The 12,158-nt window shown below is 68.5% G+C and carries 12 protein-coding genes; 9 read left to right on the forward strand and 3 right to left on the reverse strand.

What is annotated here, in order from left to right; translation table 11 throughout:
* The 9 genes from I55_RS27945 to I55_RS27985 all read left to right on the forward strand — a co-directional run.
* Positions 1-1,042, forward strand: a 1,042-nt coding sequence (locus I55_RS27945) for a hypothetical protein (protein ID WP_199902754.1), incomplete at its 5' end; no start/stop codon positions are given.
* Between the two features lie 8 nt (positions 1,043-1,050).
* Entirely contained in the window at positions 1,051-1,605 is a 555-nt protein-coding gene (locus I55_RS27950; protein WP_252181345.1) for a nuclear transport factor 2 family protein, read from the forward strand.
* Entirely contained in the window at positions 1,599-2,357 is a 759-nt protein-coding gene (locus tag I55_RS27955) for an SDR family NAD(P)-dependent oxidoreductase (RefSeq protein WP_044564016.1), read from the forward strand. The genes I55_RS27950 and I55_RS27955 overlap by 7 nt, the downstream gene beginning before the upstream one ends.
* Before the next feature lie 132 nt (positions 2,358-2,489).
* Complete coding sequence (gene folE / locus I55_RS27960; RefSeq protein ID WP_044564017.1) at positions 2,490-3,077, forward strand: GTP cyclohydrolase I FolE; 588 nt, start codon at positions 2,490-2,492, stop codon at positions 3,075-3,077.
* 43 nt (positions 3,078-3,120) lie between these two features.
* Positions 3,121-4,284 carry an acyl-CoA dehydrogenase family protein gene (locus tag I55_RS27965; protein WP_044564018.1) on the forward strand — a complete coding sequence of 388 codons (1,164 nt, stop codon included), beginning with the start codon at positions 3,121-3,123 and terminating at the stop codon, positions 4,282-4,284.
* 8 nt (positions 4,285-4,292) lie between these two features.
* A complete protein-coding gene (locus tag I55_RS27970; protein WP_049974581.1) occupies positions 4,293-5,393 on the forward strand; it encodes an acyl-CoA dehydrogenase family protein in 1,101 nt (366 codons plus the stop codon).
* Positions 5,390-7,693, forward strand: a complete 2,304-nt coding sequence (locus I55_RS33610; protein WP_049974582.1) for an acyl-CoA dehydrogenase — start codon at positions 5,390-5,392, stop codon at positions 7,691-7,693. The genes I55_RS27970 and I55_RS33610 overlap by 4 nt, the downstream gene beginning before the upstream one ends.
* Before the next feature lie 24 nt (positions 7,694-7,717).
* Positions 7,718-8,632, forward strand: coding sequence for a crotonase/enoyl-CoA hydratase family protein (locus I55_RS27980; RefSeq protein WP_044564019.1), 915 nt, complete (start codon positions 7,718-7,720; stop codon positions 8,630-8,632).
* Between the two features lie 70 nt (positions 8,633-8,702).
* Entirely contained in the window at positions 8,703-9,917 is a 1,215-nt protein-coding gene (locus I55_RS27985) for an MFS transporter (RefSeq protein ID WP_049974583.1), read from the forward strand.
* Between the two features lie 9 nt (positions 9,918-9,926).
* On the opposite strand, the gene I55_RS27990 is transcribed toward I55_RS27985, so the two are convergent.
* The 3 genes from I55_RS27990 to I55_RS28000 all read right to left on the reverse strand — a co-directional run.
* On the reverse strand, positions 9,927-11,087 hold the full coding sequence (locus tag I55_RS27990; protein WP_044564020.1) for a thiolase: 1,161 nt from the start codon (positions 11,085-11,087) through the stop codon (positions 9,927-9,929).
* A complete protein-coding gene (locus tag I55_RS27995) occupies positions 11,084-11,443 on the reverse strand; it encodes a Zn-ribbon domain-containing OB-fold protein (protein WP_044564021.1) in 360 nt (119 codons plus the stop codon). The genes I55_RS27990 and I55_RS27995 overlap by 4 nt, the downstream gene beginning before the upstream one ends.
* Before the next feature lie 4 nt (positions 11,444-11,447).
* Positions 11,448-12,158, reverse strand: a 711-nt coding sequence (locus I55_RS28000; RefSeq protein ID WP_044564022.1) for an enoyl-CoA hydratase/isomerase family protein, incomplete at its 5' end; no start/stop codon positions are given.

Here is a 12,158-nt window from a genome sequence, read left to right on the forward strand (position 1 = left end):
CCGGCGGGGTCCCGGGCGCGGATGTCGCCGCCTACTATCGCCGCCGGGCGGAAGCGGGCGTCGGCCTGATCATCACCGAAGGGGTGGGCATCGACCATCCACGGGCGGTGGATCATCCGGGTGTCCCGCGCCTGCACGGGCTGCGGCCCTGGCCGGCTGGCGGGCGGTGGTGGACGAGGTGCACGCCGCCGGCGGGGTCATTTGGGCCCAGCTCTGGCATCAGGGGCCGATGTGGAACGTGGAATATGCCGGCGACACCAGCGCCGGTTTGCGGCCTTCCGGTATTTGGGGGCCCGTCGACGGCATCATCTCCATCCCCCATGAAGCGCGGTTCCGGGCGCTGCCCGCCACATCGCCCATGACCGAGGACGACATCCAGGACGTCATTGATGCCTATGCCCGGTCCGCAGGGCGGGCGCGGGCGCTGGGCTTCGACGGCATCGCCATCCATGGGGCCCACGGTTACCTGATCGATAGCTTCCTCTGGCGCCACACCAACCGGCGGGAAGATCGCTGGGGCGGGGACGCACGGGGGCGGGCGGCGTTCGGCGCCGCCGTCATCCGTGCCGTCCGCCAGGCGGTCGGGGAGGAAGTGCCCATCGCACTGCGCCTGTCCCAGTTCAAGATGCAAGATTATACCGCCCGCATCGCCGACACGGCCGATGAACTGGGTGCCCTGCTGGCGCCCCTGGCGGAGGCCGGTGTGGATGTCTTTGACGGCAGCCAGCGCTTCTTCGACAGCCCGCTGTTCGCCGGTTCCACCCTGAACCTGGCCGGCTGGTGCCGCAGGCTGACGGGCCGCCTGGCCATGACGGTGGGGGGCGTGGGCTTCGGCAAGAGCCGTGGCCTGGCCCGGCATATCGATGATAGCCAGGCGGTGGACAACAACCTGCCCGTGCTGGTCGAACGCTTCGGGCGCGGGGAATTCGACCTGGTGGGGGTGGGGCGCGCGCTGCTCAACGATCCCGAGTGGCTGCTCAAGGCTCGGGCTGGTGTGCCTTTCAAGCCCTTCGATCCCGCCAATCTACATCGGCTGACCTGAGAATGGCCATGGACGATCTCCTGCGGCGGCTTGATCAGCTGGAGTCCCTGGCCGCTATCCAGCAACTGCCCGTGCGCTACGCCTTGGCGGTAGATGGTCGCGACCTTGAAACCTGGGTGGGATTGTTCGTGGACGATGTGGACTGCGGCCGCCATGGCAAGGGACGTGCCGTGCTGCGGAGCATCATCGAGCCGCAATTGCGCACCTTCTACCGATCCATCCACCAGATCTGCGGCCACCAAGTGGATCTGACGGGTGCCGACCAGGCACGCGGCGCCGTCTACTGCCGGGCGGAGCATGAGGACGCCGGTCGCTGGATCGTCATGGCCATCGTCTACTTCGACGACTACGTCCGGCGGGACGGACGCTGGTTCTTCAGCCGGCGGCGGGAAAGGCACTGGTACAGCGCCGATTGGGCATCGCGACCGGCGGCCCCGTTCCAGGACTGGCCCAACCATGACCTGCCGCCCCGGCTGCCGGGCGACTTCCCGTGCTGGCGCGACTTCTGGGCCGGCAGCGACCCCGCCGCGGTCGCGGCGCTAACGGAGGAACCACTATGGTGAAGCAGCGCTTCGCCGGGCGCTCGGTGCTGGTCACCGGTGGCGCGTCCGGCATCGGCCGGGCCACGGCCCTGGCCTTCGCGTCCGAAGGGGCTCGTGTGACCATCGGCGACCTGGACGCCCAGGGTGGCGCCATGGTGGTGGATGAGGCCCACGCCGCCGGCGGTACGGCGCAATTCATCGCCACCGACTGCACCGTCGAAGGCGACGTGGCGGCGCTGGTCGCCGGGGCGGTCGGGGCGTTCGGCCCCCTGGCGCATGCGGTCAACAACGTGGGTCTCTCACGGCCTGGCACGATCGAGACCACCACGCGCGAGGATTGGGACTGGACCTTGGCCACGACATTGACCGCCACTTGGCTGGGTCTGAAGCATGAACTGCCCGTGATGCTGGCCCATGGCGGCGGCGCCATCGTCAACACCGCGTCCATGTCGGGCAAGATGGTCACGCCGGCAGCCCCGCCGGCCTACGGCGCCGCCAAGGCGGGCGTGATCCATCTGACCGCCTACGCGTCGGCCCTGTACGCGGCGCGCGGCGTCCGGATCAACAGCGTGTCGCCCGGCCTGGTGGCGACGCCGGTCATCGCCCGAATGTTCGATGCGGGCCAACAGGCGGAGATCGCGGGCGGCGGCCAGTCCATCGCCCGGGCCGTCCAGCCGGCGGAGATCGCGGCCACGGTGCTTTTCCTGTGCAGCGACGATGCCGCCATGATCACCGGCACCGATACAGAGGTCTGCGGCGGCCGGCGCGCGTGACGGGGGCATGATCGGATAGGCGATAAGGCGCCTGCTTTCCGCACCGCCGCTGGCCCGGACCAGGTGGCGCTTTCTAGGATCATAGGGACATGAGAGCCGGCACTTTCCGTGCCGGACAGGATAACGACACCCATGATGCCGCTCCACACCAACACGGCCGATGTGCCGGAACCCGTCCAGCAGGCGATACGCACCATCATCGAATGGGCCGGCGATGATCCCAGCCGTGAAGGCCTTGAGGACACGCCGAAGCGCGTGGCGCGGGCATGGCGGGAATATTGCCGGGGCTACGCCGAGGATCCCGCCCGCCATCTGGAGCGCGTGTTCTATGAGGTCGGCGGCTATGACGAGATCGTGCTGCTGAAGGACATCCCCTTCCAGTCGCACTGCGAGCACCATATGGCGCCCATCGTGGGTAAGGCGCACATCGCCTATCTGCCCCGCAACCACGTGGTCGGCATCTCCAAACTGGCGCGTGTGCTGCACGCCTACGCCCGCCGCCTACAGGTTCAGGAGCGCCTGACGGCCGAGGTGGCGGACTGCATCTGGAGACACCTGAAGCCACAGGGGGTGGCGGTGGTGATCGAGGCGACGCACGGCTGCATGACCTCCCGCGGTGTGAACACCCCCAACGTCGCCATGAAGACCAGCCGCATGATGGGCGTTTTCCGCGACGACGAAAGAAGCCGAAAGGAAGTGCTGGGTCTGATGGGCGTCTAGGCGCCCTGGCCCGCTTTGCCGGCCCTGTTTCATGAGGAAGACGATGCGTGACTGGAATGCGCTGTCCGACGAGGCGTTCCGCCTTGCCGCCCGGGACTTCATCGAAGCGCACTGCCCGACCCATCTGCGGCGGGGAGAGGAGCATGTGCGCTGGGCGCAGTCCAAGGACTGGTACCACGCCATGGCGGCACACGGCTGGCTGGCGCCGGGATGGCCCATGGAGCACGGCGGCATGGCGCTGAAGCCGGCCAAGCACCTGATCTATCTGGAGGAGTGGGCGCGCGCCGGCATCTCGCGGGTGATGGAGCAAGGTGTGCTGAACGTGGGGCCGGTGTTGCTGGCGCATGGGACGCCGGACCAGATCGCCCACTACCTGCCGCGCATCCTGTCGGGCGAGGATTTGTGGTGCCAGGGCTTCTCCGAACCCGGCGCCGGATCGGACCTGGCCGGCCTGCGCACCGAAGCGCGTATCGAAGGCGACACCTTCGTCATCAACGGCCATAAGATCTGGACCTCCGGTGCCGTCGACGCCAACCATATCTTCGTCCTGGCCCGTACCGACAAGACGGTGAAGAAGCAGGCCGGCATCAGCTTCATCCTGGTGGACATGAACCAGCCGGGCGTGACGGTGAAGCCCATCGTCACCGTCAATGGCGATGCCGAATTCGCCGAGGTTTTCCTCGACGACGTGTGCGCGCCGGTTGGTAATCTGGTGGGTGGCCTCAACAACGGCTGGCGGGTCGCGCAATCTCTGCTGGGGTTCGAGCGGGTCTGGGCCGGCTCCCCGCATATGGGCCGTCAGGCCATGGATCGGCTGGTTCGCGTGGCGAGGCTGGCGGGACGGGACCGTGACCCGGCCATTGTTGATCGTATCGCCCAACTGCAGCTCGACCTGGCCGACAACAGCGAGATGTACGAGCGCCTGGCCCAGGAAATCCGCGCGGGACACAGCTTCGGCTTCGAGGTGTCGACCCTGAAGATCGTGGCCACCGAGACCTATGCCCGCATCACCGAGCTGACTCTGGAGATCGCGGGTGAACAGGGTGGCCTGGCGGGGGAGGCGCCCTTCGCCGATGGGCCCCTTCTCCTCGGGAAGGCCGACCTGCTGCGCGACTACCTGACGGCACGGGCGCCCATGATTTATGGCGGCACCGTGCAAATCCACCGCAACATCCTGGCCAAGCGTGTGCTTGGCCTGCCGGCGTGAGGCCAACCATGGCGACGGAAAACGACATTGTTGCGGAACTGGCGGCCAGCGCGCAGCGGGTGGTCGCCGACGGGCCGGGGCCCACCGGCGCGCGATCCCGGCGTAGCCAGCTGCCCGGCTACGACCCGTCCTATCTCGGACTGCTGACGGATCTCGGCTGGCTGGGCATCCTGGTGCCGGAGGAGGATGGCGGCATCGGGCTGGGCTTGCCTGAGATGGCGGCCGTGGTGCGGGAATTGGAAAAGGGCCTGATGGGGGAGCCGCTGCTGCCCTACGCGGTCCTTGGCGCCAGGGTGCTGGTTCATGGCGACGGCCCGGCCCGGGCGGCACTGCTGGCCCAGGTACCGGCCGGGGAATGCCTGGCGGCGTTGGCCCTTGATTTCAACGGCGCCCTGCCGGCTGTGACCGCTGTTCCCGCCGACGGGGGCTGGCGCCTTTCTGGTCAGGCCGGCTCCGTCGTGGGTGGGGTTTCCGCCACCCATCTGCTGGTGCCCGCCCAGGCAGCGGATGGGGTGCGCCTGTTCGCCGTGCCGGCGAGCAGCCCCGGTGTGACCAGGACTCATCTCTGGCGCGCGGACGACACGCCCTTGGGGCAGGTCGCGCTGGCCGAGGTGGTCGTTGGGAATGGTGAGGTGGTGGCCACGCCCGCGGCAGCGGAGACGGCCGTGGCACGCGCCCTGGATGAAACCCGCATCGTCGCGGCCGCCGGCTTGCTGGGACTGTCGGAGCATATGCTGGCCATGACCCTGGACTACATGGGCGTACGCAAGCAGTACGACCAGTTGATTGGTTCCTTCCAGGCGCTGCAGCACAAGGCCGTCGATCTCTACATCGACAAGGAACGGGCGGCGGCGGCGCTGCAGTTCGGCTTGGCCACCGGCGGCGACCCGGCCACCCTGCCACTGGCGGCGGTGCGGGCCAAGGGCCGATGCAGCGACACCGCCTGCCGGGTGGCGCGAGACTCCATTCAACTGCACGGCGCCATCGGCTTCACGGACGAACATGACCTGGGCCTGTACGTCAAACGGGTCCTGACCCTGTCCGCTTGGTTGGGCAATGCCGGCGAGCAACGTCGGCGCTTCATCGACATGGGGTGGGCTTTGGCATGAGCGACAGCATCGACCTGGCGGAGTTGCGCGCCAGCATCCGCGACGTCTTGGTCCAGGAGGCCGACAGCGTCCGCGTCCACGCCCATGTCGACCGGCTGGCCGGCGTGGGGGCTGGAGGCCGGGTGACGGCGGATTGTTTTCATGACAGGGCGTTGGCGGCCACGGTCGCGTCCCTAGGCTGGGCGGGGCTGGGCGTCCCCGAGGCCGACGGCGGCTTGGGCTTAGGCATGGAAGCCCTGGCCGTCCTCTATGAGGAACTGGGCCGATGCGCGGCACCCATTCCGCTGCTCTCCACCTATCTGGCCGCCGACGTTATGGGCCAGGCGCCACATATGGTGCGCGACCGCTGGCTGCCGGCTTTGCTCTCGGGTGAGATTTTCGCTGCCTACGCCCCAGCCACGCGGCTGGCCGGCGACCGCCTGACCGGCCAGGTCACGCACGTCCTGGACGGCGCGTCGGCGGGTGTCTTCCTGCTGGGCCTGAAAGGCGGACGTCTGGCCGTGGTCGCCCGTGATGCGCCGGGGCTTACGGTTACGCCGGTACCGGCCGTGGATCATACGCGCGGGATGGCGCATCTGGCCTTGCAGGATGTGGCGGTCGATCTGCTTCCCGTGCCGGCGGCCGTCGCCGACCGCCACGCCGCCCTGGCGCTGGCCTGTGACAGCCTGGGCGGCGCCCAGGCGGTGTTGGAGAAGACGATCGAGTATCTGAAGGTCCGCACGCAGTTCGACCAGCCCCTGGGGCGGTTCCAGGCGCTGAAGCACCGGGTGGCCGACCACAAGCTGCGGCTGGAGGTCGCCCGGTCCCTGGTGGCCGAGGCGTTGGCGGCGGAGGAGGGTGACTGGGCCCTGGGCCTGGCCCAGCTGGCCCGCGCCGGCGCCAATGCCGCCTATGTCGCCATCGCGGATGATGCCGTGCAGCTTCACGGTGGCATCGGCTTCACCTGGGAACTGGACATCCACCTTTATCTGAAACGGGCCCGCCTCAACCGGGGCTTGTTCGGCGGGGACGATTCCGCGATGGATTTGGCGGCGGCCGCCTTGGTCACCGTTCCGCCGGCACCGGCCGTGGCACCGGTTGCCGGCGCGCCTCGCCCCCTTGACCATGTCTCGAACGAAGAGGCGTTCCGGGCGGCCGTCCGGGCTTGGCTGTCAGCCGTTGTTCCCGCCGATTGGAAGGGCCGCCTCTTGGGCGCGCCGGAGGAGGACTACGTCGCCTTCCAGCGCCGCTGGTTCGATGAATTGAAGAAGGTTGGGCTGGCGACGCCGCACTGGCCGAAGTCCTGGGGCGGCGAGGACCTGCCGCTGACGCACGCCGTCATCCTGAATGAGGAGTTGGCCCGCGCGGACGCGCCGCGGCCGGACATGTTCACCGTGTCCCTTTTCCATTTGCCAGCCACCTTGTTCGCCTACGGCACGCCGGTGCAGCAGGAGCGCTATCTCACCGGTGTGCGCGATCGGGGCGAGGTCTGGTGCCAGGGCTTTTCCGAGCCCGGTGCCGGTTCCGACCTGGCCAGCCTGCGCACACGGGCGGAGAAGCGGACCAGGGAGGGTGGTCGGGTCGTCTACGTGGTCAATGGACAAAAGGTCTGGTCCTCCTACGCCGCGAACGCCCGCTATTGCCTGTTGCTGGCCCGCACCGATCCGCAGGCGCCGAAGAAACAGGCCGGCATCTCCTACTTCATCATGGACATGGACACCCCCGGCGTGACTTGCCGTCCCATTCGCCAGATGAACGGCGGGGCGGAATTCTGCGAGCTGTTCCTGGATGACGTGGAAATCCCGGCGGAGAACCTGATCGGCGCCGAGGGCGAGGGCTGGCGCATCGCCCAGGCCACGCTGTCGGCGGAGCGGGGGCTGATCATCGTGGACCTGGCGGAACGTTTGCGCTTCGCCATGGAAGGACTGCTGTCCGCGGCCGGCACCGGCGCCGTCGGCTGGTGGTCGGATGCCGCGCACCGGCGCGCCTTCATGGGCCATTACGGCCGCATGCTGGCGGTGCGGCGCACCATCCGCGAGATGATGGCGGAGGTGGCGGCCGACCCGCACATGGGCGCCTCCCCCCTGCCGACCTACGTGAAGGTGCTCTATTCGGAGCTGCTGCACGAGCACACCGCCTTCCTGCTGGACCGTGGCGGGCCGGCGGCGCAGGTGGCGCGACCACGGCTGACCGGCGACGGCAACCAGGCGGTGGGTCCCTATGAGGCTTACCTGTGGAGTTACGCCTGGACCATCGCCGGCGGCGCCAACGAAGTCCTGAAAAACATTGTGGCGGAACGGGTCCTGGGCTTGCCGCGCTGACGCGGTCCCGGCGGGAGGAAGACAATGAGCGACCAGCGCAAATGGCTGAAGTCGGCCGATACCCTGTTGTTCGAGGTGGCGGACGGGGTTGCGACCATCACCCTGAACCGGCCGGAGAAGCGCAACGCCCTCGGCGCCCAGATGCTGGAGGAATTCCGGCAGGCGTTGCTGGAGGCGGACGACCGCACGGACGTCAACGTCATCCTCATGCGCGGTGCCGGTCGTGACTTTTGTGCCGGGTACGACCTGATGGGCAGCTACGGCGGGGCCGGGGATGCGGCACCGGCCTATGACCCGGCTCAATACCGGACCCGTGCCGGCACCTTGGACGACGACATCTGGAACCTGGCCCGCCAGCAGGACCTGACCCTGATCCTGCTGGACCTGCACAAGCCGGTGGTGGCTGAGGTCCAGGGCAACTGCTTGGCCGGCGGCACGGATCTCGCCTTTTCCTGCGACCTGGTCATCGTCGCGGACGATGCCAAAATCGGCTTTCCGGCGGCGCGGGCCAACGGCACGCCGCCCACCAACCTGTGGCTCTACCATTGCGGGCCGCAGTGGGCCAAACGGATGCTGTTCACCGGCGACACAATCTCGGGCTTGGACGCCGCCCGCATCGGTCTGGCGCTGGAGTCCTATCCGCCGGATCGGCTGGCCGATGAGGCGCTGGCCCTGGCCCGGCGCATCGCCCACGTCGACGCGGAGATCCTGGCTACCCACAAGCGGGTGGTGAACCTGCAGCTGGAACTGGCCGGCGCACGGACGGCGCAGCGCTTCGCCGCCGAGCTGGATGCGCGCGCCCACCTTTCCCAGGGACCACGCCGCCGGCGGTTCCGCCAGGATATGGCGGAGAGCGGCCTCAAGGAGGCGCTGAAGCAGCGGGACGCGCCCTTTGGCGACGGCCGGGTGCGCCTGCGCGCGCGCGGGCAGCCGGACTGATGTCGGCGGCATCGGCGTAGGACGCGACCGCGTCCGGCGTTTGAGGGCACAAAAACAAGCAGGGGGACGCATGGAATATCTGTCGGCCACGGCCAGGCTGGAGTGGCGCAATCATTGGCGCGTGGTGGTGGGCTCCGGTATCGGCATGGCCTGCGGCTATTCGGCCTTCCCCTTCGTCGCCAGCCTGTTCGTCCGGCCCTTGGAACAGGCCTTCGGCTGGACGCGGGGCCAGCAGGCCCTGTCGCATAACGCCAATCTGGTGGCGGCCCTGCTGGCGCCCTTCATCGGGGCGCTTGTGGACGCACGCGGGGTGCGGCGGGTGTTGCTGCCGGCCATCGGCATCGTCGGCCTGTTCTACGCCGCCCTTGCCAACCTCACACCGTCGCTCATCCATTACTACGCGGCCATGTCCTGCCTGGTGCTGACCGGTATGGCGACGACGGGTCTCTCCTACACCCGGGCCGTCACCAGCTGGTTCCGGCAGTCGCGCGGCCTGGCGCTGGCGGTGTCGCGCCTGGGATTGGCTGTCGCCGGCGCCCTCCTGCCCATGGCCATCTACGGCGCCATACACCGCTGGGGCTACGCGGGCGGCTTCTACACGCTGGCCGGGGTTATTCTGTTGCTCGGGTGGCCCGTAAGCTGGGCCTTGGTATCCGACCGGCGCGGCACGGCGGAGGAGCGGCAGCAGGTCGCCGCAGCAGGCTGGCGCCTGTGGCCCAGCCTGCTGCGCAACCGCCGTGTCCTGCTGATGTGCCTGGCCGCCGGCCTCACCTATGGGCCGGCCATCGGTCTGTTGACGCAGATGCAGCCGCTGCTGGTCTCTAAGGGCGTCGCTCCGGCCACGGCCGCCGGCCTGTTGAGCCTGCTGGCCGTCTCCACCTTCCTCGGCACGCTGATCACTGGGGCCATCGTTGACCGGATCTGGGCCCCCATCCTGGGTTTCCTGTTCACCATGGGGCCGGTGGCGGGGTGCGCGGCGTTGATGGCCCTGTCCACCCCCGGCACCGGCGTGGCGGCCGTCGCCGTGGTCCTGATCGGCCTGGCCCAAGGGGCTGAGATCGACCTGATCGGCTACATGATCGCCCGCTATTTCGGTATGCAGGCGTTCTCGGCCATCTACGGCCTCACCGTGCTGGCCACCGGCGTCTGTTCCGCTGCCGGCGCCATGGTGATCGGACAGCTGTACGACCGGTTCGGCAGCTACAACCCCGCTTTGGGGCTGGCGGCCGGCTGCTTTCTGATCGCGTCGTTCACCTATCTGCTGCTGGGCCGTTATCCGCGCTGAAACCGTAGACTAAACTGTGGCTGCGGTGCCCAGCACCACGGTGGCTTGGCTGGACAGCACGCCACCGTTGCCGTGGGCCAGCGCCAGATGGGCATCTGGTATCTGGCGTTCCCCCGCTTCGCCCCGCAGCTGGCGGACGGCTTCCACCAGCAGGAACAGGCCGTACATGCCGGGATGGACACAGGATAGGCCGCCGCCGCTGGTGTTCACGGCCAATCGGCCGCCGGGGGCTATGGCACCATCTGCGACGAACCGCCCCCCTTCACCCTTGGGGCAGAATCCCAGATCTTCCAGGAACAGGATGGGGGTGATGGTGAAGGCGTCGTAGAGCATGACCAGGTCGATGTCGCGCGGCCGTACCTTCGCCTGGGCATAAGCCTGCGCGCCCGACCGCGCGGCGCCGGTGACGGTCAGGTCCGGCATGCCCGAGATTTCGCGGTGGGTCACCGCATGGGCGGCCCCCAGCACGGCGATCGGCGCCTTCCGACAATGCCGTGCCCGGTCGGCGCGCACCATGACGATGGCGGCGGCACCGTCGTTGAACAGGCAGCAATCGCGTACGCTCAAGGGGTCGGACACCATGCGGGCGCCCAGCACGTCGTCGATGGACAGGGGGTCGCGGACCGCGGCCTCTGGGTTCAGCTGGGCCCAGCGCCGGGCCGCCACCGCCACCTCCGCCAGGTGTTCCCGTGTGGTGCCGTACAGATGCATGTGCCGGCTTGCCGCCAGCGCGTAGGAGGAGATGGGGGCCCAGCGCTGGTAAGGCGCCTCCCAGGGCGAGGGGCGGGTCATGCCCACGGCCTTGGGTGGAACACTGGCCGGGTTGGACCCATAGGCGATGAGGGCGCAATCGATCAGCCCGGCGTCCAGTGCCAGCGCCGCTTGCTGCGCATAGACCTCGAAGGCGGAACCGCCGGTGCGGTTGCAGTCCGTCACCTTGGGCTGCAGGCCCAGATACTCGACCAGCTCCATGCCGCCCAGCGCCTCATAGGGGGCTGAGGTGTAGACGGCGTCGACGTCGGCCAAGGTCAGGCCAGCGTCGGCCAAGGCTATCAAGGATGCTTGGGCGGCCATATCCACGGCCGCCACCCCGGGGCAGCGGCCGATGCCGAAGGTGGCGGCGCCAACGATGGCGGTCTTACCGCGGGGGAAGCCGTGCTTATGAGTCATGCGGGCACAAAAACCAGCGTCGGCTGGTCTCCCAGAATATCGATGCGGGCACGGACGGCCATGCCGATACGAACGGTGTCGGCGGCGATGTCCACCACCCGGCTCATCAGGCGCGGCCCCTCCGCCAAGTCGACCAGCACTACATTGTAGGACTCGGCCGGGTCCTTCTTGCGAACCACTGTCACAGCATGGACCCAGCCCTGGCCCGACGCTTCCACCCAGTCCAGATCCTGGGCGCCGGTGCCGGGCTCAGCCACGCGGGGATGAAAGACATGGCGGCCGGTGGACCGGCTGCGCTGGATCATGAAGCGACCCTGGGCCAGATGCGCCCGCCACTCCTCCTCAGGGTGCAGCATGACCTCAGGCCCCCGTGAACTGGGGCGGCCGCTTCTCGCGGAAGGCGGCCAAGCCCTCGTGATGGTCGTCCGTGCGACTGGCGATGGGCTGCATGGTGAATTCCATGTCCAGGAACTGGTCGAAGGAGCTGGATGCCGCCAAGTCGAACTGGCGCTTGGCCAGGCCCAGCGCCACCGTGGGACCGGCGGCGAAGGAGTTCGCCAGCTCCAGCGCCCGGTCCATCAGGTGCTCGCCATCCACCTTCTCCAGGGCCAGGCCCAGGCTCACGGCTTCGTCGGCCCGGATCATGCGGCCGGAATAGGCGATTTCCTTGGCCCGCATGGCGCCCACCTGCTGGCGCAGCAGCCAGGCCGATCCGCCATCGGGCGTTAGGCCGATGTTGCGGAAAATTTGGGCGAACTTGGCCCGTTCCGACACCAGAACGATATCGCAGCATAGGGCATAGGCCCAGCCCACGCCCACGCAGATGCCCGGAACGGCGGCGATGGTCGGCTTTTTCAGGTGGTAGATCGCGCGGGCGATGCGGTGCAGGGTGTGCATGCGCTCCAGTGAGCCGTTGATGCCGCCCTGGCCCATGTTGCCCACATCCATGCCGGAGCAGAACTCCCCGCCCGCGCCGGTCAGCACGACGGCCCGGATGGCCGGGTCCAGGGCGATGGCCTCGAACGCCTCCCACAGCTGGCGGCGCATTTCCTGGGTGATGGCGTTCTTCGT

Source organism: Azospirillum sp. B4, from assembly GCF_000333275.1.
Taxonomy (GTDB): domain Bacteria; phylum Pseudomonadota; class Alphaproteobacteria; order Azospirillales; family Azospirillaceae; genus Nitrospirillum.